This window comes from Halobellus ruber (genome assembly GCF_014212355.1).
Taxonomy (GTDB): domain Archaea; phylum Halobacteriota; class Halobacteria; order Halobacteriales; family Haloferacaceae; genus Haloquadratum; species Haloquadratum rubrum.
The window spans coordinates 192,623-217,295 of the sequence record NZ_JACKXD010000006.1 but is presented as its reverse complement, the minus strand read 5'-3'; the positions used below and the strand labels follow the sequence as shown (position 1 = coordinate 217,295).

Sequence of the window (24,673 nt, the reverse complement as noted above, 5' to 3'; positions counted from 1 at the left end):
CGGTTCCTGTTCCTGCAGAGTATGGCGAACGACGAAGCTGCCGCCGACGCGGACGGGGCCGAGACGGACACGGGAGACGACGGTAACGGGGGGGCCTCGACCCACGCCCCGACCCCGGTCGGCGTCAAACTCGGGAGTACGCGGACGGTGCTTCAGTACGTCCGGGACGGCTCCGTCGAAACCGTCCGGACGCTGACGTGTCTGGCCACCTACGAGGACGCCCTGACCGGCGAGGAGCGGGTGATGTTCGGCGAACAGGCCGCCCGGGAGTACCCCGACCGGGTCGAGTATATGCTTCGCTCGGGCCTCCCGGAGGACGACGAGAGCGTCGACCTCGCGGCGACGTTCTTCGAGGAGGTCGTCGCCGCCGAGGGCTTAGACGAGAACAGCGCCGTGGTCTATGCGATCCCCACCATCGACAACGAGCCGGGGCTCCGCAACCTCGAACGCGTGATCGAGGGCAGCCCCGTCGGCGACGCCTTGGTCCGGAGCTTCCCGGAGTCGCTCTGTGGGTCGATCCCGGCGTTCGGCGACGACCTCGGGGCCATCGAGGAGGTGTTCGCGGCGGTGAATATGGGATCCACGAACCTGGAGGCCTCCGCGTACCGCCACGGCGAGCAGCTCTCGCCGTTCGTGTCGGGTGCGGTCACCGGCAACGAGGTCGACCGACACATCGCAAACGCCGTCGAGGAGGAAACCCAGGGGCGGGTCAACATCGACCTCACCACCGCCAGGGAGTACAAGGAGGAACACGCCGACTTCGGCGGGTTCGAACCGTTCACCGACGTGATCCAACAGCCCGGCGGCGGCTCCCACGAGTTCACCATCGAACGGTCGGTGATGGAGCCGCTGCACGACTACGTCGACGACGCGATCGACGAGGTCGCCAACAACTTCCTCGCACAGCTGGCCAACGACCACATGAAACCCTACCAGCTCGCGCTCTCGAAGCCGATCGTCCTCACGGGCGGGATGGCCTGCATCCCGGGGATCGTGGACGTCTTCGAGGAGCGGCTCTCGGCGGAACTCGACCGCGACGTGGAGTGTACCGCTGCCGACCGGCCGGACCTCGCGCCCGCCGAGGGGGCCCGCCGGATCGCCGAGCGGCTGATCGACTGAGCCGCTTCGCGGCGGATTCGGACTGACCGCTCGGTCGCGACGCGTCGGGAGCCTCCGAGGGGTCGGCGGCCGGGGCGACGTATATACGGCCGAAGGACGTTGGATCCGGTATGGCGATCCGCCGTCTCCTGCGCGGGCGCGTCGAGTGGTCGCGCCTGGAGACCGTCGCCCGCGAGATCCGCGAGCGGTACGACCGCGAGGAGGTGTCGGTCCGGTTTCTCGACGCCGACAACTGGCTGTCGACGCCGATGGTGGTTGACGAGCGGTGGTTCGTGAAGGTGATCTCGAAACAGAACTCCATCGTCCACGGGTTGTTCACCACCGGGCGGAACCTCGGGGCCTTCTCCTCGGGAACCGAGGGCTTCTTCCAGCACTTCGAGACGCCAATCGAGATGGCGGAGCACGAACTCGAAGCCACGGAACGGATGCGGGAGATCGGGCTCAACGCTCCCGAACCCGTGGAGGCGTTCGAGATCGACGGACTCGGGGTCGTCGTGTTGGAGTACCTCCCGGAGTTCCGAACCCTGGACGAACTCGACACCGAGTCCGAGGTCGACCTCGCGCCGGCGGTCTTTGCGGCGCTGGGAACGATGCACGAACACGATCTGCTGCACGGCGACCTCCGGGCGGAGAACGTGTTGATCCGCGACGGCGAGATCTACTTCATCGACGCCACGAGCGTGACCGACACCGACGGGGCGGACGCCAAATCCTACGACATCGCGTGTGCCCTCGGCGCCCTGGAGCCGCTGATCGGGGGAAAACGGACGGTCGACGCGGCGCTGACCGCGTTTTCGCCGGAAGAACTCCTCGCGGCCGCCCGGTTTCTCGATTTCGTCAACATCCGGCCCGACCACGACTTCGACGCCGCGGTGCTCCACGGCGAGATCGAGAAGCGGGCCTCGTCGCCGTGATCACGCGGGCGTGGTGGCCGTGTTCGCGCGATCGGTATTACCGTCGGTACGGAAGGGGTGGGAAGGCGGAGGCGGGTGTGGTGCGAACAGTCACTCCCTCTCCGGGATGAGGGAGCGCTGGACGCGGTGGGCCGCAGCGGACCCCGACACTGCGGCGGTGTGCGGCGGGCGTGTTAGGTGCCGACTTCGACGAGAAAAGCGTCGTCCGTCGGCAACCGGACTTTGGAGTACCAGATTCATAAACCCACCGGGACGGGCCGGCGGTCGGGAACTTACGTAGTCGGTTCGATCGCCCGCTGGAGGGCGCGTTCGAGGTTCCCCATCTCGTCGTCGAGGTTCCGTTTGAAGAACCCCTCGACGCCGGGGACCCGGCCGTCGACGACGAACTCGTTTGTGAGGCGGGAGCCCGTCTCCGTCGACTCGATGGTGTGCTCGCCGGTCACCCGGAACGTCGAGGACTTCCCGACGAACTTGACGTGTCGCGGCGGGTCGGTCTCGACGTCCTCGGTTTCGACTGTGACCGTCGAGTTCACCAGGGGGATCGGCAGCCGGACGTGCCAGGTCGCCGACCCGTCGCCGTGGACCTCGTAGCTGTCGACGACGCTGATCGCGTCGGCACGTTGCGATGGATCCGAGATGAACTCCCACACGGCCTCGGGCGGGCCGTCGAACTCGAGGACCCGCCGGACACGTACCGTCATACCTTCACTTGGCAGCGGAGATCAAAAAGGCTCGCGACTCCCGCGGCCCTCCCGAGGACCGGACCTCAGCTCCGCGTGACGCGCCAGGTCGTCGACCGCGCGCGCCCCCACTTCTCGATGTCGACGTCCTCGGACTTCTCCCCGAGCTTCGGGAGGCGGGCTCCGACTTGCTTGGCGGAGAGACCGATGGCGTCGGCGATGTTCTTCGCGCGGAAGTACCGCTCGCCGGCGGAGACGCTCTCACGGAGGTAGCTGACGATCCGCTCGTCCTCCTCGGTGAACTCGCTCATTAATGCATAATACGGACGGTTCGGACTTAAGCTTCTCGTCCGAACTACTCGAAGAGGTGGGTCGCCGAGACGGCGAGCGACCCGGCGATGGTGGCCACCGCGAAGCCGACGGCGGCGACGAGCTGGTCGCCGGTCAGACCCGCGATGAACATCCCGACGACGCCGAGGAGTGCGACGATCGAAAAGAGGACGGTCAGCCCGAACGCCTTGTCGGAGCCGGCGGATGCGGTTTCCATATGTGGGGGTTGGCGGGGCGGGACTTAGTTTATGCGAAGCGTCCGGAACGGCGTTCCGTGTCCCCGGCGGAGGACGATCAGTGCTGATCGTCGCCGGGCAGCGAGGCCTGTGTCCGTTCGCCGCCGTCGACGAACACGGTGCCGTCCCCCGTGACCTCGACGACGTGGTCCCGCGCCTGGAACTGGAGGCGTCACGAATCGCTCTCGTGTGTCGCCAACTCGTGGATGGCATCCGTCGACACGACGCGTTCGAGCGGCTCGTGGAGGTCGTCCGGGTCGGTGCCTTCGGCCTCGGCAAGCACCTGCGTGATCCGGACACCGAGCGGACTCGTGCACTACTCCCGGTGCGGATCGTAGCGGTCTCGACGGTGTCCGCCGAAGGGGGCGATCCGTCCACGGACGAGCCGGTCGGGCGAGTCGCGTCCGCAGTCGGCAGCAGTGCGCGTTCGACGGCGTTAGGAGGGCAGCCTTGTGGGATCATGTGCGGATCCTATGGTATCGTTTGTAACTCTTCGCTCACTCGATCGCACGACGGCGTGCGATCGGATGGGCAACCAGTTGCAAACGCTACTACAGCTCTGCGGCCACAGATACAATCCGGGATGAAACCGGACGAGCGGCGGTTACCGGTAGCGCCCCCCGAAGAGCGTCCGCCCGGCGCCGACTCGCCGGCACGGTCCGGGCCCCGGGTCGGCCGCGCTCCCGCGAGCCCAAGTCCAACGGCAACGCCGCAGACCTACCTGATCTGGACGTGCTCGGACTCCTCGTTGAGCGCGAGGTTCGCGGCGATCTCGGCGTTCCGCATCGCGTACTGGGCGGTCTGTTGGAGGCTGACCAGCACCTCGCGGATCTGCAGCACCTCCTCGTTGGTCATCTCCGGGAGGTCGTCGAGGATCTCCTGTTCGCGGTCGCGGAGCTGGCGGAACAGCGTCCGACACTCCACGGTCTTGTCGTAGTCGCGTTCGACCACCGACTGGACCGCGGTGTGTGTGAGTTCGTCCACCTGGTCGGTGAACTCCCGGATCCGACGCATCGTCTTCGAGTCGACGTCGAGCGTGTGGTCCGTGGCGTCGACGACGATGTTCGCGATGTCCTCGGCGTTGTCCGCGGTCAGTTCGAGGTTCTTCGCCACCGACCGGTAGCCGATGAGCGGGAAGCCGGATTCGAGACCGACCGCACGTGCGAGGTTGGGGTTCTGGTAGGCGGTGAAGATCAAACGGAGCAGGAGCACGAAGATCTTGTTGGCCTGCCGCTCGCGGTTCAACGCGCGCTGGGCGAGGTCGGTGTTGCCGTGGGCTAAGGCCTTGATCGCCTCCCCGCGCATCGTGCTACCGGTGCTCTCCAGCCGCTCTAAGAGGTTATCGAGCGTGAAGTCCTCGGGATCGACCGAACAGCGGATCGCGATCCGGTCGGGCGTCTCCTCGATGACGCCCAGCCCCATCAACTGGGTTTCGGCCTGGTAGACGGCGTTGATGTGTTCGGAGTCGAGCGCGCCGTCGTCCTTCTGGATGTGGATCACCCGCCGTCCCAGCACGTACTGGGCGACGATCGCCCGCTCTAAGGAGTCGGCGTCGAGGTTGTCCGCGCGGATCGTCGCCGAGGAGTCCCCCTGGCTTGCGGACTCCGGAAGCACCGTCAGGGTGCCTTTCCCCCCCATCCGGAGTGAGACCTCGTCGCCCTTGTCGACGTTGTGCTCCTTGGCCCACTCCGCCGGGAGCGTCATCGCCAGCGTCGAGGGGCCCAGCCGCTGTACTTTACGCGTTTCCATATCTCATTATTATCCGCTGGTACCTTAATCCTCACTATATGCCACTTATCGGCCTGGGAGGGGTCAGACGATCTTCAGCATCCGGCGCTCCACCCTGCCGGTCCGGACCTTCGTCCACCCGCGGAGTTCCGCGTCGAGGTCGGGATCGTCGGTGTCGACGCGGAGTTCGCCGATGGTGTCGAGCTTCGAGGGTGAGGCGACGACCTCGACGTCACACCGCCGGATCACCGCCGGCGACAACTGTGGGTTCCCCCGGCCGAACACGAACCCCTGACCGCCGATCGGAGAGACCACGATGACGTTGTCGGCGTCCGGATCCAGAACTTCGAGGAGGTCGGCCTCGGTCGCGTCGAGCACGATGACCTCGCCGTCGCGCCAGACGTCGACGCCGATCGGCGACCCCTCGAACCCCAGTTCCGCCTTGATCGTGCCGACGGTGCTCCCCGGCCCGAGCACCACCGTCTTGCCGCTCGCCCGGATGTCGGCTGCGACCCCCGCGGCCAGCGCCTCGACGTTGCCGCCGCCGAGCTGTTTCGAGGACTGGAGTTCCTCCGCGACGGGAACGTGGGCGACAGCCCGGAGTTCGGGGTTCACCTCACCCTCCCGATACTCGTCCTCGTCGATGTCCATCACTTCGCGGCGTTCGGTCCGCTCGAAGGTCCGGAGGATCACGGCCGCGTCCTCGGGGGAGACTGCGAACACCGAGGAGTACACCTTCACCCCGGCGGGGACGCCCAGGATCGGCGTCCCGGTACCCTCGACTGCGGCCGCGACGTCCCCGGCGGTGCCGTCGCCGCCGACGAACATCACGAGGTCGACGCCGGCGTCGACGAACGCCGCCACGGCGCGCTCGGTGTCCGCGACGCTCGTGTCGTCGCCGTCCGGCGACCCCAGCACCGTCGGCTCGAAGCCGGCCGCGCGGGCGGCGTCGGCACCCATTGCCCCGTCCCAGGTGAGGAGTTCGATGTCGTGCTGTCCCGCCTCATCGCGGCCGGCCACCGCCTCCAGCGCCCGGCGCGCGCGGTCCGGCGCGCGGGGTTCGGCACCCCGGCGTCGCGCCTCCGCGACCTTCCCGTCGGTGCCCTTGAGCCCGACCCGACCGCCCATCCCCGCGATGGGGTTGACGACGAACCCGATCCGCATACCCGGACCGAGCGGAGGTGCGGTGAAAAGCCCGCCGGTCGGAACGACCCATCTGAAGCTTTAATACCGACCTCCCGGTAGGCGCGGGTATGTTCCCACTCGTGTCCGAGGTGTCGCTGCCGATCGCCGAAACCGGCGCGGTCGTGCTCGTCCTGTGTCTCGCGATGACGCTGGCGTGGGTCTACCTGCTCGTCCGGTAGCGCCGGACGGTCCCCGGCAAAAGTCCGCTATCGACTCGCTACGGGCGGCCAACCGACCGAATCCCGACGCCGCTCACTCCGAGGCGTCGTCGACCGTCCCGTCGGACGCCCCCGACGCCTCCTCGACCCGCGCGCCGAGCCACCGGCGCGCGTCCTCGACTGTGTCCCGGTCGGTGCCGCTGAACTTCACCCGGACCGACTCGCCGGGGTAGCTTCCCACGGTGACGTCGAACCGCTCCTGGACGGCCGACAGGCGGTCGATCAGTTCGCTTTCGGGCTCGTCGACGTCGATGGTGGCGGTGTGGGTCTCGGCCCCGGAAAAGTCCGCCTCGACCCGCTCGAACATCGCCTTCATCTCGCCGGGGACCCCCGGCAGCACGTAGATCCCCTCCACGACCGCGCCCGGCGCGACGCCGGCATCGTTCGGGAGCATCCGCGCGCCCGCGGGAAGGTCGGCCGTCCCGTCGGCGAGGTCCTCGGCGGCGTAGCCGCCCTCGCCGGTGAGCCACTCCCGGGCGGCGGGGTGGGGCTCCAGATCGCGGCCGACCGCGGCGGCGACGCCCGCCATCGTCACGTCGTCGTGGGTCGGCCCCACGCCGCCGGTGACGATGACCGCGTCGTACTCCGCGCGGTACTCGTTGACGACGCGGGCGATGTCTCCGATCTCGTCCGGGACGGTGGTGACGCGCCGGACCGAAACACCGCGGTCGGTCAGCCGCTCACAGAGCCACGACGCGTTGGCGTTCACGGTGTCACCCGCGAGGAGTTCGTCCCCGACGGTGACCACTGCAACCTGCATACCCGCGATACGCCCGAGACCGACAAAAGCGACTCGGCGCGTCGTCCCCCGGCGGGTCACTCCGCCCGCTTCAGATCGTCCGCGTGCCGCCGTGGGCCCGCCGGACCGACAGCGACCCCGTCGCCACGTCGAGGGTCAGCGACCGCCCGTGGTCGCCGCCGACGTCGGTGGCGACGACCGGAACGTCCCGCTCCGCGAGCGCGGCCTTCGCGGCGGCGACGTTCCGCTCCCCGACGCCGTCGTCGGCGGTGCTGAAATCGAACATCGCGCTCCCGCCGGCGAGTCGGGCCTCGATCCCGGCGGGGTCGGCGCCGTGTGCCACCATCTCCGAGAGCAGGCCCGGAACGGCGGTGTCGACGTACTTCCCGGCCGGGCGATCCGCACCCCCGTCGGTCGCCGCCGCGGCCGCCCGCTCATTGCCCGACGGGAGCATCGCGTGTGCAAGCCCCGCGACCCCGGCGTCGGGGTCCGCAAGCGCGACGCCGACGCAGGACCCGAGCCCGCTGGTCACGAGGGTCGATTCGCCCTCCGCGACGGCGTACTCCGCGACGCCGACTTTGACCCGTTCCGGCGTCGGCGGATCGGTGTCGTATACTTTCATGGTCCGGTGTCACGGCTGGCGGCGGTCGCCGCCCGCGCTCCGAGGGCCCGCAGTGACCCCGCGCCGCCCCTCGTCGGGACCGTGGGACGGGCCGACATCAGTCCGCCCCGGGCGCGAGTCGCTCGAAGGCGGTCCGGAGCTCCTGTTCGTCGGGCAGTGCGTAGATGTCGCAGGTGAACGTCTCGTCGGGCGTCACGATCGCGGAGTCGATCAGGAACGCGTACTCCTGGGTCTGTGCCAACTCCGTCACCAGCGGGTCTACGATCGCCGAGCCGATGTCGTCGACGTAGGTCGGCGGGGAGATGTCGATGGTCGTCCCCAGGCTGTCGGCCCACCCGTCGAGGAAGCCCGAGGTCACGATGTTGCCGATCTCCTGGATCGCGCTCTGCCGCATCGCGGGGTCGGCGTCCATCCCGGGCATCAACGCCTCGGCGACGCTCTCGGCGGACTCCGGATCGAAGAGGATCGCGATGTACCCCGAGGGCGTCCCGGTGAACTCCAAGACGACCCCTTCCCTGGTCTCGTCGGTCAGCTGCATCGGTACCCCCTCGATCGGGACGAAACTCAGGCGGCTCACGTCGACGTCGGTGTCGATCCCGGTCATCGCAGTCAGATCCGCCGACGCCTGACCGGAGCCCTCCGTGATCATCTGCGAGAACGAGGTGAACGTCTCCGCGGGCAGGGCGTCGTCGGCGTCGCCCGCGGCGTCGACGATCCGATCGATCGAATCCCGGGTCGGAAGCATATAGATGTAGAAGCCGGCCGCCTCGTCGACGGTCTCGAGGTGGTTCTGGAACGCCAGCACGTGACTCGACCCCTCAGCGGTCGCCCCCTCGAGTGCGGTCTCGGACCCGGGTCCGTCGTCCCCGGCCTCGCCGGCGTCGATCACGTCCGCCAGCGACCGGTCGGCGTCCAGTTCGACGTACGTCGGGGTGGTGATGTCGATTGACTCACCCAGGAAGTCCGCCCACCCGTCGATGAACCCGCCGAGCATGATGTTTCCCAGTTCCTTCAACCCGCTCGTCGCCAGGTCGCTGTCGGGGTCGGCGGCGGCACCGGGAACCAGCGCTTCGACCAGCGAGACCGCACGGTCGCGATCGAACGCCAGCACCGTTCGGCCGTCGATCGCCCCCGAAAACCCGATGTGAACCGACACCAGGTCCCGCTCGCGGAACTGCTGTTCGACGTCCGAGCGGGTCGACATCTCGACTTTCGTGACGGCAACGCGCGAGTCGAACCCGGTCATCGTCGCCAGCGAGTCGGCGGCTTCCTCGGCGCCGGACTGCGCGAGGTTGCTGAACGTCCGCAACGACTCGACGTCGAGGTTCATGCTTCGACGCCCACCACGTCGTCGATGGCTTCGAGCACGTTCGGCTTCTGGAAGGGTTTGGTGATGTAGCCGTCCGCACCCGCCTCGACCGCCTCGCGCATCTTCTCCTCCTGTCCGACCGAGGTGCACATAATGACCGAGGCGTTCGGGTCGTCGCTTTTGATCTCGGCCGTCGCCTCGATCCCGTTGCGGATCGGCATCACGACGTCCATCGTGACCACGTCGGGGTCGTGTTCGTGGTACAGTTCGACTGCCTCGACGCCGTTCTCCGCCTCGCCGACGACCTCGTGGTCGTCTTCGAGGAGCTGCTTCAGCAGGTTCCGCATGAACGCCGAATCGTCTACCACCAGTACGGAGCGTGCCATAGATTGGTTTCCGGGAATCGGCGTATAAACACACCGCCCCGGTTATCACGCGTGATACGTCCGGGCGGGGCGACGGGACAGCGGGGTCACTCCTCCGGTGGGATTTGGAGCCCCTCGCCGGCGAGCGCCTCGACGAGATCTTCGATGGGGTCGTCGAGCGTCAGCCCGTGCCGTTTCAGGACCGGCGCCAGCGACTTCGCCGGGAACGACACCGGCGTCTCCGACGCCAAAAGCAGGATGCCGAGCGCCGCCGCCGGGTCGGTGTCGGAGTCGATCTTGGAGGTGTACCACGTCGCGAGCTCGCCGAACGCCTCGGCGACGTCGTCGGAGCCGTGTTCGAGGTGGCCGACCTCGCCGTCGATCGCCGCGGTGAGGACGAACCCGTACTCGGCGTCCCGGTCGGACACGTACCGCGCCATCTGCTGGCGGGCGAGGGCCCCCCGGTCCTCCGAGTCGTCCGCGTCCGCGTCCTCCTCGTCGACCGACGGCGGGCCCTCGTCCGTCGCGACCACGTACCGGTCGTCGGAGAGCTCTGCAACCCGTTCGGAAGCGGTGTAATCGAGATCCTCGGGCCTGACGACGCCCTCCTCTCCGCGCGTCGCCCGGGACGTGTCTTCCGAAGGGTCCGCCGGGGCCATATCCCCTGATGTCTCCGGCGTAATAATAAGCCCATCGGGGTTGCCACTCCCGCCGGCCGACCCTCCCGCCGGCCGAACGCGCTGAACTGACGAACCCGATTGTCGTCGGTCGTCGGCCCCTTCGCCGCGGGTAGGTGCTTCATAACGTGTTCTAACGGCCGGACGGCTACAGCGTATGCGACGATGAAGACGTCCGCCGGGACCGCGGTGTCGCTGCCGACACGGGGGTATCAGGATTAATATCGATCGTATTTCGACCGCCACATTGACGTAAGCCCGGATTGAAGCTGTCTCCATCTATGGAGTCCGATAGGACGATCGAAGCACTCGGGAACGAGTACAATCCCGACATCCTGCGCGCCGCCGACGAGGCGTACTCCGCACAGGAGTTCAGCGATATGCTCGACATCCCGATCGCAACGTGCTACCGCCGGATCGAGGAGCTTACCGAGGCTGGACTGCTCGAACTGCACGATCGCGTCCTCTCGGACGAACACCGCCGAACCAACGTCTACCGCCGGGAGGTAGACGAGGTCGTCATCAGATTCGACGGAAACGAACTCAACGTACAGGTGACGGAACGCCCCGAGGTGAAGAACAAACTCGACGACGTCTGGCGGACGATCTCCAACGAGTAGCCTCCACCTACCGGCCGCGCGAGGGTCGCTGCTCGACCGTCCGACGACCGACTCCACTCGGCCCGCTCTACGCTACGGCCGTCACTCCACCGGATATCGAAGGTAATCTATCGTTCGTGCAAAACGTCCGTTAGCGGCGTCTAAAGCCGGATTTTCGTGGGTCGGTCCGGTATCAACGGTGATATTTGGCCCCCCACTGTTATGTATAGGCTCTTACTACTCCGCAGTGACGCCCCGCGCTGTCGGCACGGCGCCGGGCCAGACTGGAGACAACACGACATATGATCGAAGACACTGACGCCGACCGTGGGCAGGTCGGCATTGGAACGCTCATCGTGTTCATCGCGATGGTGCTCGTGGCCGCGATCGCCGCGGGCGTGCTGGTGAACACGGCCGGGTTCCTCCAAGCGACCGCGGAGGACACCGGACAGGAGAGTGTAGAGCAAGTGACGAACAGGGTCGACGTCGTCAGTCAACACGGCGTCGTCAACGATAGCGAAAACATTTCGGGTCACGTCGACCAGCTGTTCTTGGCGGTGAAGCTTTCCGCCGGATCGGGTGAGATCGCCTTACAGAACAGCACGATAAAGTACACGAGCGAATCCACCGCGGAGAACCTCGTGTACGAGAACAGAAGTACGGCAAGCGGGACGGACGTTACCGACCAGAACATCTCGGACCTGACAGCGACGGAGTTCACGGTGGAAGACAAGACCGACAACGGCGAGTCCTACCCCGTGTTGGACGAGGAGAGCGATCGGTTCGAGGTCATAATCAATGCTTCCAACGTCGAGGGGAGCGAGCCGGGACTCGACCCGGGCGAGTCGGTACAGCTGGAGATCACCACGTCCAGCGGCGGGACCACGAACGTGGTGCTGTCGATGCCCGACCAACTCCAGGGCGAGGACGACAACGATCCGGTCCCCCTCTAAGATAGTACAATGATGGAATTCATACAACACGACGACGACTCAGGAACTCGCGCACAGGTCGGGATCGGAACGCTCATCGTGTTCATCGCGATGGTGCTCGTGGCCGCGATCGCCGCGGGCGTGCTGGTGAACACGGCCGGGTTCCTCCAGGCGACCGCGGAGGACACCGGACAGGAGAGCGTCGACCAGGTCACCGAGCGGATAGAGGTCATCAACGAACACGGGACGGTCGGGACGAACACCGAGTACGTTGCGAACCTGACCCTGACGGTCGGGCTCGCGTCGGGGGCGGACGCGACCGATCTGAATTCGACCACGATAAAGTACCTGAGCGAGGACAGCGTCGCAACGCTGAGTAATAATACAAACGCCCTCTCCGGTGACCCGGGCACCGACACCGCGTTCAACGTGACGGCGGTCGAAGGGACCGACACTGACAACTCGTTCGGTGTGCTGAACAGCGAGGAGGACCGCTACGAAGTGGTGATCAACGCCGAGGCTATCGAAAGCGGAAGCGGTGACAGCGGACTCGAACCGGGCGAGACGGTCCGGTTGGAGATCACGACCCAATCCGGCGGGACCACGAGCGTGGTGCTGACGATGCCTAACCAGATCGCCGGGAGCGACCCCGGCGACCCGGTCCCGGTGTAGGGACTTCCCACACCCTGCTGTCCGGTTTCATTCGAGCTTTTTGATCGCTCGGACCGATCGGTCCGGAGTCGTACGGCAATCAGAACGGGCCGCTGGTGGAGGCTCTCCGTCGGGGCCGGATGCTGTTCGACAGTCGACAGGTGCGTGCCGTGGCAGGATACTGTCGGAGGCGGCGTTGTGAGGCCGAGTCCCGCCCGCTACTCCAACCCTGCCCCGGGATCCTCCTCGCCGAACCCCGGCGGGGACTCGCCCATCATCGAGAAGCCGGCGGCTTGCTCGAAGACCTGGATGCCACCCTCCTCGATTTCCAGGGGAAACATCGAGTTCTTGATGGGCTGTTTCCGCATCTTCGCCACCCAGATGTACCGGTTCGACGTCGAGCCGGCGGGCGACTGGATGAGGTAGATGTTGCCGTCGGTCAGGAAGTTCTCCAGTCCGATCTCGGTGTCGGGGAACACCGCAGACTGCTCCATCGTCAGGATGGAGGTGAGACCGCTGTCCTTGAGGATGTCGATGAACTTCAGGAGGTACTGGCGCTGTTCTTTCTCCTCCTCGAAGAAGAGCTGAAACATCGTCAGCGAATCGAGCACGAGCCGATCGTACTTGGTGTCCTGGAGGTCCTCGAGGATCGTGTCGAGCGTGTCGGAGAAGTCGCCGCTGCGGAGCAACGTCCGCTTGTCGTAGATCTTGATCCGCCCCTCGTCGACGAACTCGTCCCAGTCGTCGAACCCGATGGAGTTCGCGGCCTGGCTGATGTCGTCGGCGGTCTCCTCGAACGTCAGGTAGATCCCGCCCTCGTCGAACAGTTCGACCCCGTTATAGAGGAACTGCATCCCGAGGATGCTCTTGCCGGTCCCGGGGTTCCCGCTCACGAGCACCGCCGCGTTTTCCACGATTCCCCCGTTGAGAATCGAATCGAGCCCCTCGACGCCGGTTTTGACGAATTCTGGCATACGTGTGATCACGTCCTTGAAGGTGTCAGTACTCGGTTCTGTTCGCCACGTGAATAATTCTTCGCACCCCGAAGGGCCGTTCGACGACGCGCCTTTTTAAGTTGAGGCGGGGAACCGAGCCGGCGCGGCCGACGGGTCGGTACCGCGGCGTCCCCGAGCCGTCGGGTGATCTATCAGTATCGATAATTTCGGGCGAACCTTCTTGTATCGACGAGCGCATACTCGGATGAATGCAACCTGTGCCACCGAGACCGGGCGGCCGGACCGGTCGGACCACACCAGCGGCGTTTGCGGGGTACAGTGTCCCTCCACGGCGGCCGTGCCGGGCGGCGACCGGGAGTCGGGACAGCGGGGGTGAATGTGCGTAATGGACTGGATCACCGGCAGCGACAGTTCGGAGTCGGACCACGTCGCGACGGACGGCTTGGGGTTCGACGAGGAGATGGATGACTTCGATGATGGGATGGACGATTTCGACGAGGGGTTCGACGACGGCGGGGGCGGTGGAGCGGACGGCTTCGACGACGGCGGGGGCGGTGGAGCGGACGGCTTCGACGACGGTGCGGGCGGTGGTATGGGCGACCTCGACGGCGAGATGGACGGGTTCGACGACGCCGGCGGCGGTTTCGGCGGGGCGGAGGTGGATCCCAACACCATCGCCGAGATGGAAGATCGGATCTCCGAGCTGGAAAACGAGATCAGTTCGACGACCTCGGAGATGAACACCGTCCGGGAGGAGAACAAACAGATCGGCGAGACGGTCGAGGAGCTCGACGACACCGTCCGGAAGCTGCTCGACATCTACGAGATGGTCACCCGCGGGATCAACCCGTTCGTCGACGACGCCCGCGAGATGGGTGGCCTGGAGAACGAGGGCGCGTTCGGCCTCTTCGAGATGGAAGACGAGTCCGAGGACGCCCTCGACCCGGAGGTCGCCGAGGCGGACGCCGAGGCGTTCTTCGACGAGGACTTCGGCGACATCGACGCCGAGGAGGACGAAGCCGAACTCGCCGCGAGCGACGAACTCGCCGACGAAGAGCGGGAGGGCTCCGGCGCGGCGCTCAACGACGACGGGGCGGCCGGCGACGACGGGGCGGACGAGGCCGACGGCGACGCCGGCGGCGGCACCAGCTTCGACGAGCTGAAGTCCGAATACGGAGAGAACGGCGGCTGGGACGACGTCGAGGGCGACGACGAGGCGGAGACCGACGCCGAGGACGAACTGGATGCCGCAGCGGCCGAGGAGCCGTTCGAGGCCGAGGGGATCGACGATCCCGACGCGGGTGACGCGTTCGACACCGACGACGAACCGGAAGTCACCGAAGAATCGGAACCCGGCCCGGAGCCGGAGGCGGACGCGGAATCGGAGGCTGTCGATCCCGAATCCGACGACGCGAGAGAGAACGACGAGTTCGTCCAGCCGGACCCGGTCGAACCCGAGGACGACACCGGGGAGCCGATTCCGGGCGCGGCGGCGAACGGAGCCGCCGACGGACACGGCAGCGACCCGGCGGCGTCGCGGACGGACGCATCACCCGCTGCGGCCGCGGATGCCGGCTCCGACGCGTATCTCGCGCGGATCCCGTCCCGGTACACCGCGGAGTCGGTGGTGCTCGAGTGGACCCAGTTCCTCGTCGAGGTCGGCGGCGTTGTCGGTGCCACCCGCGCGCTGCGTCAGTACCGCGAACAGGGGTGGATCACCCGTCGCGTCGAGCGGACCGTGGGCGAGCACGTCCGCAACGCCGCCGTCGCCGGCGGGACCGAGGGGACGCGGGACCTGCGCGTCCGGGACCACCGGGAGAGCCTCACCTATATCAGCCGGCTGGCCGGCGACGTCGAGGAGGCACGGCTGCTCGAAGAGCTGTCGGCACTCGGGGGGGATGGCCGTGGGATTCGGCGTTAGCGGGTCGACTGCAGTGGTCTTCCTGGGCGTCCTGATCGCGTCGGGGACGCTGTACACCGCCGCGGCCGGTAGCGCAGAGCGGGTCTCGGAGGCCCACGACGCCGAGAGCGAGGAACTGCTGGACCGCCGCAACACCGTGATCGAGGCGGCCGAGGTGGTGTACGACAACAGCAGTGGTACCCTCAACGTCACCGTCACGAACAACGGGACCACCACGCTGTCGGTCGAGGACACGAGCCTGCTCGTGGACAACGAGTACGTGCTCCCGAACGGGACGACGGTCGACGGCGACACCGCAACCGACGTGTGGGCGCCGGATCAACGGCTGGTGTTCACCGTCGACACCGGCACTAAACCCGACCGGGTGAAGGTGGTCGCCGGAAACGGGGTGGCGGCGAGCAACACCACCGTAGCGGAGGTGAACTGAATGGCCGACGTGTCGGTCCCGAGCCTGATCCTGTTCATCGCGAGCATCGTGATCGCCGCGGGCGTGGCGGGCGTCCTGATCGACACCGTCACCGGGATCAGCGGCGCCCTCGACGACCGCGGCGCCGACGTGGCCGAGAACATCAGGACCGACATCGAGGTCATCAGCGACTCCGAGAGTTCCGTTTACGACGCCGGTAGCGACACGCTGACGCTCTACGTCAAGAACACGGGGAGGCGAACGATACCCGCGGTCAACGAGTCGTTCGACGTGATCGTGGACGCACAGTACCGCACGAACGTGTCGGTCACGATCGTCGACGGGAGCGCCGAGTGGACGCCCCACGGCGTCGTCGAGGTTCGGGTCGGCGGGCTGAACCTTGGGGCGGGCGACCACCGGGTCCGGCTGGCGGTCAGCGGCGACGAGGAGACGTTCAGGTTCACCACCGAACAATGAGCACGAACCACTACCCGATCGGACTCGCCGAGCACGATCGTCTGGAGAAGGAGCTCGGCGGCGGCATCCCCAAGGGCTCGATCGTCCTGATCGAGGGCGACTACGGGGCCGGCAAGAGCGTCCTCTCACAGCGGTTCACCTACGGGTTCAACACCGAGGACGTGGTGACGACGCTGGTCTCGACCGAACTCGGCGTGAAGGGCTTTCTGGATCAGATGAACTCGCTGGCCTACGATATGGTCAAACCCCTGATCAACGAGGAAGTCCTCTTCATCCCCGCCGAGATCGACGCCGCGGGGACGTTGGCTGGGGGCGACGGCGACGAACGGAAGGAGTTGCTGAAGCGGATGATGGGGGCGGAGACGATGTGGGAGGCCGAGGTCATCATCGTCGACACCTTCGACGCCATCCTCCGGAACGACCCCAAGTTCGAGGCGCTGGTCCGGGAGAACGAGGAGCGGCAGGCCGCCCTCGAGATCATCTCCTTCTTCCGGGATCTGACCACCAAGGGCAAGACGATCGTGCTCACGGTCGACCCCTCGACGGTCGACGAGGAGGCGATCGGCCCGTTCCGGTCGATCGCCGACGTCTACCTCGAACTGGAGATGGTCGAGGTCGGCAACGACGTCCGGCGGAACATCTTCGTGAAGCGGTTCGCCGGGATGGGCGAACAGGTCGGCGACCGGATCGGCTTCTCGGTCCGGTCGGGGATCGGCATCGTCATCGAATCCAGGAGTGTCGCATAATGGCGACGGAACACGGCTCGGCCAAACTGGACCCGGAGCTCAGACAGCACGCCCAGCGGTGGGACCACCTCCGGGACCACCTCAAGCGGTTCCGGCAGATCACCGGAGAGTTCCCGATGCTCGTCGACGACCCCGACGGCTACGAGTCGCGGCGACCGAACGTGATCTACCACCTCGGCGGGCCGGTGTACAGCCAGGTGTACGGCAACTTCGGGGAGACGACCAAGTACTACACCATCGAGCCGGAGCTCGACGACGCCGAACGGGGGGTCTTCGGCGACGTGAAGGACAAACTCCTCGAACAGTCGGTCTCGAAGCCCGCCCCGACCGAGGACACCGAGTACGAGGACCGGATCCAGGAGCTGCTCGACGAGATCACCGTCTTAGAAGAGGAGCGCAACGGCCGGATGAGCGAGTTGCTCCAGCGGCTCGAACTCGGCCCCCTCGAAGTGTCCGAGGAGACCTACCAGAAGATCCGGTACCGGCTGGTTCGGGACATCGTCGGTCTCGGGCCACTGGAGCCGATCATGCGCGACCCGGCCAACGAGGACATCCACGTCATCGGCCCCAACCAGGTCGACGTCGACCACGGCGAGTTCGGACTCCTGGAGACGACTATCGAGTTCGACTCCGCCGAGCAGTTCGACAACTGGCTCCGGAACATGGGCGAACGGATCGGTGATCCCGTTTCCGACGCCCACCCGATCGTGGACTCGACGCTGCCTGACGGCTCGCGTATCAACATCATCTACTCCGACGACGTGTCGCTGAAGGGCTCGTCGTTGACGATCCGGCAGGGCGACGACGTCCCGCTGTCGATCTTCCAGATCACCGACTGGGGGACGCTCTCCCCGGAGCTGTGTGCGTACCTCTGGATGGCGTTGGAGAACGAGCGGACGGTGTTCGTCGTCGGCGAGACGGCGTCGGGCAAGACCACGACGCTCAACGCCGTCACCTCGTTCATCCCGCGGGACGCGAAGATCTACACCGCCGAGGACACCGCGGAGGTGCTGCCCCCGCACAACACCTGGCAGCAACTCCTCACCCGGGAGGGCCGCGGCACCGACTCCGAGGTCGATATGTTCGACCTCGTCGCCGCCGCACTGCGGTCGCGTCCCGACTACATCATCGTCGGGGAGGTCCGCGGCGAGGAGGGGCGGATGGCGTTCCAGGCGGCCCAGACCGGCCACCCGGTGATGCTGACGTTCCACGCCTCCGACATCGTCTCGATGATCCAGCGGTTCACCGGCGACCCCATCAACGTCCCCGAGACGTTCATGTCGAACGCCGACATCGCGTTGTTCCAGAACCGGGTCAAGCGGGGCAACGAAACGCTCCGCCGGGTCACCTCGGTTCAGGAGATCGAGGGGTACTCCAAGGAGATGGGCGGGGTCGTCACCCGGGAGGCGTTCTACTGGGACCCCGTCGAGGACGAGCTCGTGTTCCAAGGGCGGAACAACTCCTACATATTGGAGGAGAAGATCGCGACCCTGCTGGGGTACGACGACACCCGGCAGATCTACGACGACATCGAGTTCCGGGCGGAGATCATCCGGCGGGCGATCCAGGAGAACATCGTCGGGTACCACGAGGTAAACGAGTTCATCGAGGACTTCCAGCGCGACGGGGTGGAGGGCCTTCCGTTCGACGTAACGAGGGTCGAGTAATGGTGCGGCACACACTGACCGCCGGCAGGGGAGCGGTGCCGACGAACCGATCGGGGGGATCCGTATGAGCGAAACCAGCGCCGACCCGGGACTCGACGCCCAGCGGCAGCAGCTCCGGGAGTTCGCGTCGTCGGTGCTCGACGCCTACGAGCGGATGCCGATGGACAACCGGAAGTACGGCCTCACCGTCCTCGCGCCGTCGGCGCTGTGTTTCATCCTCGGGATCGTGGGCGCGATCGCGCTTCCGGCACCGATCCTGGTTCGAATCCCGGTGTTCCTGTTGGGGATGTTGATCCTGTTTGCGGGGTTGCTGTACCCGCGGCTGCTCGTCGAGGACCAGCGCCGCGGCCTGGAGAACCAACTCCACCTCGTCATCACCCACCTCACGGTACTGTCGACCACGAACATCGACCGGGTCGCGGTGTTCAGACAGCTCGGCCGCGAGGAGGAGTACGGCGAGCTCGCAGTGGAGATGCGCCGGATCACGGAACTCGTCGACACCTGGAACCAGTCGCTCGACGACGCGCTCCAGCGCCGGTCGCGGGCGGTCCCCTCCCGGGAACTCGGCGACTTCCTCGACCGGCTGGCGTACTCGCTGAACGCCGGGCAGAGCCTCGACGACTTCCTTCTGGGCGAACAGCGGACGATGATCGAGAAGTACGTCACCGTCTACGAGAGCGCGCTCGGCAACCTCGACGTCATGAAGGACCTCTACCTGTCCATGATCCTGTCGATGACGTTCGCGATCATCAACGCCATCGTCCTGCCGATCCTGACGGGGACCGACGCCACCCTCACCATCGCGACGGTCATCGTCCTCTTCGTGTTCGTCCAACTGGGCTTCTACTTCGTGATCCGGACGATGTCGCCGTACGACCCCCTCTGGTACCAACAGGACGAGTACCGGACGAAGATGGATCGACAGATCGACATCGCGCTCTACGGTGCGGTGGCGCTCAGCCTGACGTTCATCGGCATCCTCGCGTTGGGGACCGCCGGGTGGACGCCGATCGGGGAGGCGGTCCGGAACGTGATGTTCGATCTGCCGGTGCCGGTCCTGATCGCGGCGCCGATCACGCCGCTTGCAGTGCCGGGGCTTGTCGCCCGGCACCACGAGAACGACATCAAGGAACGGGACGAGGAGTATACGGGGTTTATCCGGGCGCTCGGCGCCTCCGAGAGCGCGAAACAGTCGACCACCCGAGCGGTACTTGAGTCGCTGCGGGAGAAGGACTTCGGGGTGCTCTCCCGGGAGATCGACCGCCTCTACGTCCGGCTGAACATGCGGGTCGCCCCCGACCGGTCGTGGTTCTTCTTCACCGCGGAGGCGAGTTCGTACCTCATCCAGAAGTTCTCCGAGATGTACCTAGTCGGCCGGCAGATGGGCGGCGATCCGAAGCAGCTCGGCGAACTCATCTCGAAGAACATGAACGAGGTGCTCAAACTCCGGCGGCAGCGCGATCAGGCGACGGTGACGCTGATCGGCGTGCTCTACGGGATCACCGCCTCCGCGTCCTTCGCCTTCTTCATCGGGCTGGAGGTCGTGGAGATCCTCGCGACGTTCTCCAGCAAACTGAACCTCGCGCAGTTCGAGTTCGGCCAGATCATCTACGCCGGCGTCTACAACATCCCGCTGATCGAGTACCTGCTCTCCCTGATAATCCTGTTCAACGGCGTCCTTTCGGCGCTCATGATCCGGATGGTCGACGGTGGACACACGGCCAACTCCTACCTCCACTTCGTCGTGTTGGTGTGGATCGGCTGCGGCGCCGCCGTCCTGACCTCGTCGCTCGCGGGAGGGCTGATCAGCGTATGACGGCCGCCGACTCCGACGCCCGGCGGCACGCCGGCGACGACGGCAGCCACTCCGAGCACGGCGACGTCGCCGAGAGCCGGTCGGACCTCCTGGAGGCGTACCGGAAGCGCGACGCCCGCGACGGCGACGCGGCGAACGCGAAATCGGGGGGCGACGGCTCCGAGGAGTCGATCGTGGTCGACTTCGTCGCGAACTTCGTCGCGGGCGGCGACGCCGCGTTCGACCCGGTGAAAGGCCGGGTCCTGATGAGCGAGCGGCGCCTGGTGCTCGTCACCTCCGAGACCAAGACCACCGTCCCCATCGCGTCGATCTTCGACATCGCGGTCGGGCAGGTCCCTCCGGAGGTCGAGGAGTTCTTCGACTACACCGTGATGGTCGGGTACGTCGAGGACACACAGCGGAAGACGACCGTCATCGGCGGGGACCGGGAGACCATCGAGAAGTTCTCGCTTCTGCTCTTCCGGGCGGTTCTCAACGGCTCTGTCGCCCTGATCACCCACCCCGCGAAGGTGGGCGGGCGGGTGATGGACACGCCCGAACGGAAAAGCGGGCTCCACCTCGACTACGAGTCGGTGTGGTTCAAGGGCGGCGACGTCGCCGACGCCGACGAGGGCCCGATCTCGATCGATCTCGCGTCGGTCGTCTTCTTCGAGGTGGTCGAGCGGAGCGACGGCGCCGACGGGACCCGGCTGGTACTGTCGGTCCAGCACGTCGAGGACGGCCGGACTGTCACGAGCGAGATCACGATGGCGTCGCGGCGGAAGATGAACATCCTGGGGCGGTACCTCCGGCTCATCTACCACTGGATCAAGTCCGACGTCCGCGACGTCGACGTCGAGGAACACGAACTCGAAGTGCTGGTCGGACTCTACTCCACCAGCGACGGGATCGACCTCGCGTCGCTGTTGGACGTCGACGACGCCGAACTCGACGTCCGGCTGGAGTCGCTCCACGAGGACGGCCTCGTCACCGACGCCGAGCAGCCGGTCGATCTCACTCCCCAGGGTCGGTTCGTCGTGAACGAGGAGTTCGAGGACATCAACGTCTGAGCGGTGGGCGGCGTCGGCGGGGTTCCCGCCCGTTCTACCAGTAACACGGCAGAATAAAGTACGCCCGAGTGCGAACCACGCGAAGAGATGGTAGATCCGACCTCGGACCTCGGGGAGGACGTCGACGAGGAAGACGCCCCCGAGTGTGCGACCTGCGGCACGAAGATCGTCCAGTTGCCGTCCCACCGCGTCGTCAGTTGGGTCGAGGACGGCCGCGCCCACCACCGCCACTTCTGCTCCGAGGAGTGTCTGGCCGACGACGACGAACTGTAGCGCCGTTTTCTGATTGTCACCTGTACCTCGGGACGTTCGGGGAACGCTCACCCGTCAGTGGCGACTGACGACCAGAACCGCTCGACCCCGAACCCGAGCATATCGGGGCTGACCGGGTCGAACTCCTCGCGTTCGTCCGGCGGGAGGTACCCGCGGACGCTGTCCCACGACTCGCGGGCGTACCTGGCGTCGACCAAGGCGCGGATCCCGACCTCCTCGGGACCGCGGATGACCCGCCCGATGGCCTGTCTGGCCTTCCGAACCGCGGGGACCGTGAGCGCGGTCTCGAACCCGCTGCGCCCGCCGGGACCGTCGCCGCCGAACCGGCGGTCGTACGCCGTCTTCACCGCAGGGGTCCGCGGGCTGGAGGTGTCGATGATCGGCACGCCGCAGACCACCGCGGCCGCGAGGCGGTCGCCGCGGTAATCGACGCCCTCGGTGAGCGTGCCGCGCAGGCTCGTCACGAGCACTTTGTGGTCGCCGCCGAAGAACTCCGCTTTCAACGCCTCCGTGGCGTCGTCGTCGGAGGATTCGTCGAGAAGCACCGGGCGATCGAGTCGAGCCGACAACGCCTCGGCCATCCACGCCGCCTCGGCGTAGTTGGGCATCCCCACGAGGACGTTCCCGGGCGAGGCGGCCACGTCACAGACCGCGTCGACGTGGGCGCGTCGGGTCGGGTTCGACTCCCCCCGCGACCCGCGGTTCTCGTGGGTGAACTTCGGCGCGTCGACCGCGAACGACGCACGGTTCCCCTCGGGAAAGGAGAGCCCGTAGGTCCGCTCGCCGACCGGTCGGCCGTCGGCCGCGAGGGCGTCGAGTCCGGTGACCGCCCGGAAGACGTCCATCGGTTCGATCGTCGCCGACATCAACACGCCGCCGCCGAACGACCCGAGCGTGTCGGCGATCGCCTCGCCGGGCACGCAGTTGTGGAGGCCCAGGCGGGCGTTGTACGCCCGCCGCCACGACCCCGAGGGCTCGGTCTCGTCCCAGGTCCGTTCCAGTTCGATCTCCCGGAAGAAGGCGGTGTGGTCGGCGCGGATCCAGTGTGCGAGCGTCCGCCCGGCGGCCGGCGCGGCGCGGCGGACGTCCTCGTCTTCGGCCTCGTCGAGGATCCGGGCGACGACGGCGCCGACCGCCTCCGCGCGGAGCCACGCGCCCTCGTCGTAGCCGGCGTCTTCGGCCCACGCGGTCAGGTCGTCGCGGCCGGGCTCCTCGGGGTCCCGCAGCGGGAGTTCCTCGTCGTCGAGCGCCTGCGGCTCCGCCCGCCAGTCCGGGTTGGTTCGATCGAGGTGTGCCCGGACACGCCGGTCGATCTCCTCCCGGAGGTCGGCGACGAACTCCCGGGTCCGCTTCAGTTCCCGGAGGGTCACGTCCGCGGCCTCGAGTTCGCCCTGGACCAGGTCGGCGTCTGCGCTTCCGGCGTCGCCGTCGGCGGCTCCCTTCCCCGACTGCTCGAACTCCACCGGCTGGATCACGCGGGTCAGTTCCTGCTCGGCGTCCCGGAGGGTCGCGTCGCCGACGCCGTCGCTCACCAACTCGCGCACGCGCGGTTCGAGCATATGCGCCTCGTCGCAGACGACGAACGTCGAGTCGTCGACGACGGCGCCGGTAAACGAGCCGACGGTTTGCGGGTCGAAGGCGTGGTAGTAGTTCCCCAGCACGACCTCGACGTGCGGGAGGACCGCACCCATCACGGAGTGTGGGCAGGTGCCGTGGCCCGCGCTGAGTCCCACGAGCTCCTCGGTGTCGATGTGGCCCCGGTCGGTGACGTCGAACGGGACCGCCTCGATCGGGTCGCCGTCCTCGGGTGCGTCCTCGAGGAAGGTGGCGTAGAACGGGCAGTACTCCACGCCCTCGAAGTCGGCGGTGCCCGGGAGGTACGGCGTCGGCTCGCCCGCGGTTTCGAGGTAGTCGGGACCGTCGGCCGACCCGGAGTCTGCGAGCCCGGTCTGGGCCTCCCGCGCCGCCGACGCCAGCGCGCCCGGCGTCGTGTCGCCGCCGTCGCCGACGAGGTTTCGCGTCCGCTCGCGGAGCCCCTCACACCGGTCGTACACGGTCTCGGTGTCGATCCCGGCGACCCCCTCGCGGCTGTAGGGGCAGACGTCGGCCTTGCCGACGAGGGTCAGCCCCGACACCGGCGACCACTCTTCGGGGAGGTTCGCGTTGATCGTCCGGAGGTCCTCCTCGAACTGTCGGAGCTGTTGTTTGACGCTCGTCAGCACCACGACCCGCTCGTAGCTGGAGTCGGGGTCGCGGACGCGGTCGATGCCGGCGGTGAGCGCGAGCATCGTCTTCCCGGTGCCGCAGGCGCCCTCGACGACCAGGAAGCCGCCGTCGTCGGCGAGGTCGATCGCGGCGTCGATGCCGTCGGCCTGCTCGGGGTAGGGCTCCTCGTGGCCGAAGACCGACTCCCACGTCACGTCACCGGCTCGGCTCGCCCCGTTCATATCCGTGTCGGTGCTGGCCGCGGCTTCGCGGAAAAGGGTTCGCGTCGGGCGGTCGGGTGCGAGCCGGCGGGTTCGCGGAACTGGGGAGCAACCGGCGCCTACGGCGCGCTACTCGGCAGGCCGGAGCCGCTCGGAGCCCTCGCCGACGCAGACGACCAGCGAGTCCTCGGTTGTCCCGTAGACCTTCATCTCCCGCCCCTTCACCGAGTATCTGGTCCCGACGACCCGGACCAGCCCGACCTCCCGGAGGCTGTCGAGGTGGTGTCTGACGTTCTGCAGGGAAGTGTCGACCGCGTCGGCGAGTTCCGAGGCGGTCGCGGACTCCTGTTGGAGCGCGGCAAGCGTCGACCGGGCGGTATCGGCCGTGAGACAGTTGATGACCCCCGCAGCCTCGTCGTCGTCGAGCGGCAGAACGCGGAGGTCGCCGCCGCTCTCGTCGACGGCGCTGCGGTGGGTGTCCGACGGCAGCAGACTCGACATACGAGTTGTTACCGACGTTACGTGCCTAAACCTTTCGTATTTCCGACACACACCTCGTCACGTGTGATCGGCCCGATCACACCATTCGTCGCCGATTTCTACGGCTGATACGTCGGGTTTTCGAATACGTC

Annotated in this window: 26 protein-coding genes and 1 pseudogene; 13 read left to right on the top strand and 14 right to left on the bottom strand. The window is 67.0% G+C overall.

The window, feature by feature from the left end; genetic code table 11:
* Positions 1-21: 21 nt before the first annotated feature.
* Together H5V44_RS15700 and H5V44_RS15695 are read left to right on the top strand one after the other, a co-directional pair.
* Positions 22-1,119 (top strand): cell division protein FtsA, encoded by a 1,098-nt coding sequence (locus H5V44_RS15700; protein WP_185194078.1) that lies wholly within the window; start codon positions 22-24, stop codon positions 1,117-1,119.
* A 110-nt stretch (positions 1,120-1,229) separates the two neighbouring features.
* Entirely contained in the window at positions 1,230-2,033 is an 804-nt protein-coding gene (locus H5V44_RS15695; protein WP_185194077.1) for an RIO1 family regulatory kinase/ATPase domain-containing protein, read from the top strand.
* A gap of 272 nt (positions 2,034-2,305) precedes the next feature.
* Here H5V44_RS15695 and H5V44_RS15690 read toward each other — a convergent pair whose 3' ends face one another.
* From H5V44_RS15690 to H5V44_RS15640, 11 genes and pseudogenes are all read right to left on the bottom strand, one after another.
* On the bottom strand, positions 2,306-2,734 hold the full coding sequence (locus H5V44_RS15690) for a CoxG family protein (protein ID WP_185194076.1): 429 nt from the start codon (positions 2,732-2,734) through the stop codon (positions 2,306-2,308).
* Positions 2,735-2,799: 65 nt separating this feature from the next.
* The gene (locus tag H5V44_RS15685; RefSeq protein WP_185194075.1) at positions 2,800-3,024 is read right to left on the bottom strand and encodes a DUF7123 family protein; all 225 of its coding nucleotides are present in this window, start codon (positions 3,022-3,024) and stop codon (positions 2,800-2,802) included.
* 44 nt (positions 3,025-3,068) lie between these two features.
* Positions 3,069-3,260, bottom strand: a complete 192-nt coding sequence (locus H5V44_RS15680) for a DUF7525 family protein (protein ID WP_185194074.1) — start codon at positions 3,258-3,260, stop codon at positions 3,069-3,071.
* A gap of 191 nt (positions 3,261-3,451) precedes the next feature.
* Positions 3,452-3,574, bottom strand: a pseudogene (locus H5V44_RS17895) (HalOD1 output domain-containing protein); the annotation flags it as partial.
* Positions 3,575-3,996: 422 nt separating this feature from the next.
* Positions 3,997-5,028 (bottom strand): phosphate signaling complex PhoU family protein, encoded by a 1,032-nt coding sequence (locus tag H5V44_RS15670; protein WP_185194072.1) that lies wholly within the window; start codon positions 5,026-5,028, stop codon positions 3,997-3,999.
* Between the two features lie 63 nt (positions 5,029-5,091).
* Positions 5,092-6,171: an ATP-NAD kinase family protein gene (locus H5V44_RS15665; protein ID WP_185194071.1), complete on the bottom strand. Its 1,080-nt coding sequence runs from the start codon at positions 6,169-6,171 to the stop codon at positions 5,092-5,094.
* A 273-nt stretch (positions 6,172-6,444) separates the two neighbouring features.
* Positions 6,445-7,170, bottom strand: a complete 726-nt coding sequence (locus tag H5V44_RS15660) for a competence/damage-inducible protein A (RefSeq protein ID WP_185194070.1) — start codon at positions 7,168-7,170, stop codon at positions 6,445-6,447.
* Between the two features lie 70 nt (positions 7,171-7,240).
* On the bottom strand, positions 7,241-7,771 hold the full coding sequence (locus tag H5V44_RS15655; protein WP_185194069.1) for a chemotaxis protein CheD: 531 nt from the start codon (positions 7,769-7,771) through the stop codon (positions 7,241-7,243).
* Between the two features lie 97 nt (positions 7,772-7,868).
* The gene (locus tag H5V44_RS15650; protein WP_185194068.1) at positions 7,869-9,101 is read right to left on the bottom strand and encodes a chemotaxis protein CheC; all 1,233 of its coding nucleotides are present in this window, start codon (positions 9,099-9,101) and stop codon (positions 7,869-7,871) included.
* Positions 9,098-9,466 carry a chemotaxis protein CheY gene (cheY, locus tag H5V44_RS15645; protein ID WP_185194067.1) on the bottom strand — a complete coding sequence of 123 codons (369 nt, stop codon included), beginning with the start codon at positions 9,464-9,466 and terminating at the stop codon, positions 9,098-9,100. The genes H5V44_RS15650 and cheY overlap by 4 nt, the downstream gene beginning before the upstream one ends.
* 86 nt (positions 9,467-9,552) lie before the next feature.
* Complete coding sequence (locus H5V44_RS15640) at positions 9,553-10,104, bottom strand: DUF7500 family protein (RefSeq protein ID WP_185194066.1); 552 nt, start codon at positions 10,102-10,104, stop codon at positions 9,553-9,555.
* 299 nt (positions 10,105-10,403) lie between these two features.
* On the opposite strand from H5V44_RS15640, the gene H5V44_RS15635 reads away from it, so the two are divergent.
* The 3 genes from H5V44_RS15635 (at position 10,404) to H5V44_RS15625 (ending at position 12,325) form a co-directional block, all read left to right on the top strand.
* Entirely contained in the window at positions 10,404-10,742 is a 339-nt protein-coding gene (locus tag H5V44_RS15635) for an ArsR/SmtB family transcription factor (RefSeq protein WP_185194065.1), read from the top strand.
* 281 nt (positions 10,743-11,023) lie between these two features.
* Positions 11,024-11,674 carry an archaellin/type IV pilin N-terminal domain-containing protein gene (locus H5V44_RS15630; protein WP_185194064.1) on the top strand — a complete coding sequence of 217 codons (651 nt, stop codon included), beginning with the start codon at positions 11,024-11,026 and terminating at the stop codon, positions 11,672-11,674.
* Positions 11,675-11,683: 9 nt separating this feature from the next.
* On the top strand, positions 11,684-12,325 hold the full coding sequence (locus H5V44_RS15625; RefSeq protein ID WP_281381276.1) for an archaellin/type IV pilin N-terminal domain-containing protein: 642 nt from the start codon (positions 11,684-11,686) through the stop codon (positions 12,323-12,325).
* Positions 12,326-12,522: 197 nt separating this feature from the next.
* Here the strand turns inward: H5V44_RS15625 and H5V44_RS15620 are convergent, their stop codons facing one another.
* A complete protein-coding gene (locus H5V44_RS15620) occupies positions 12,523-13,278 on the bottom strand; it encodes an RAD55 family ATPase (protein ID WP_185194062.1) in 756 nt (251 codons plus the stop codon).
* A gap of 367 nt (positions 13,279-13,645) precedes the next feature.
* On the opposite strand from H5V44_RS15620, the gene H5V44_RS15615 reads away from it, so the two are divergent.
* The 8 genes from H5V44_RS15615 to H5V44_RS15580 all read left to right on the top strand — a co-directional run bounded on the left by H5V44_RS15615 (position 13,646) and on the right by H5V44_RS15580 (position 21,615).
* On the top strand, positions 13,646-15,181 hold the full coding sequence (locus H5V44_RS15615; protein ID WP_246404040.1) for a flagella accessory protein C: 1,536 nt from the start codon (positions 13,646-13,648) through the stop codon (positions 15,179-15,181).
* Positions 15,165-15,608 carry a fla cluster protein FlaF gene (locus tag H5V44_RS15610; protein WP_185194060.1) on the top strand — a complete coding sequence of 148 codons (444 nt, stop codon included), beginning with the start codon at positions 15,165-15,167 and terminating at the stop codon, positions 15,606-15,608. Before H5V44_RS15615 ends, H5V44_RS15610 begins: the two co-directional genes overlap by 17 nt.
* Positions 15,609-16,064, top strand: coding sequence for a flagellar protein G (locus tag H5V44_RS15605; RefSeq protein WP_185194059.1), 456 nt, complete (start codon positions 15,609-15,611; stop codon positions 16,062-16,064).
* Complete coding sequence (locus H5V44_RS15600; RefSeq protein ID WP_185194058.1) at positions 16,061-16,810, top strand: ATPase domain-containing protein; 750 nt, start codon at positions 16,061-16,063, stop codon at positions 16,808-16,810. The genes H5V44_RS15605 and H5V44_RS15600 overlap by 4 nt, the downstream gene beginning before the upstream one ends.
* Complete coding sequence (locus tag H5V44_RS15595; RefSeq protein ID WP_185194057.1) at positions 16,810-18,477, top strand: type II/IV secretion system ATPase subunit; 1,668 nt, start codon at positions 16,810-16,812, stop codon at positions 18,475-18,477. Before H5V44_RS15600 ends, H5V44_RS15595 begins: the two co-directional genes overlap by 1 nt.
* Positions 18,478-18,541: 64 nt before the next feature.
* Positions 18,542-20,293, top strand: coding sequence for an archaellar assembly protein FlaJ (flaJ, locus tag H5V44_RS15590; protein ID WP_185194056.1), 1,752 nt, complete (start codon positions 18,542-18,544; stop codon positions 20,291-20,293).
* Positions 20,290-21,342, top strand: a complete 1,053-nt coding sequence (locus tag H5V44_RS15585) for a CheF family chemotaxis protein (protein ID WP_185194055.1) — start codon at positions 20,290-20,292, stop codon at positions 21,340-21,342. The genes flaJ and H5V44_RS15585 overlap by 4 nt, the downstream gene beginning before the upstream one ends.
* 87 nt (positions 21,343-21,429) lie before the next feature.
* A complete protein-coding gene (locus tag H5V44_RS15580; RefSeq protein ID WP_185194054.1) occupies positions 21,430-21,615 on the top strand; it encodes a DUF7576 family protein in 186 nt (61 codons plus the stop codon).
* A gap of 47 nt (positions 21,616-21,662) precedes the next feature.
* Here H5V44_RS15580 and H5V44_RS15575 read toward each other — a convergent pair whose 3' ends face one another.
* Positions 21,663-24,062, bottom strand: a complete 2,400-nt coding sequence (locus H5V44_RS15575; protein WP_185194053.1) for an ATP-dependent DNA helicase — start codon at positions 24,060-24,062, stop codon at positions 21,663-21,665.
* A 108-nt stretch (positions 24,063-24,170) separates the two neighbouring features.
* Positions 24,171-24,542: an ArsR/SmtB family transcription factor gene (locus H5V44_RS15570; protein ID WP_185194052.1), complete on the bottom strand. Its 372-nt coding sequence runs from the start codon at positions 24,540-24,542 to the stop codon at positions 24,171-24,173.
* Positions 24,543-24,673: the final 131 nt, after the last annotated feature.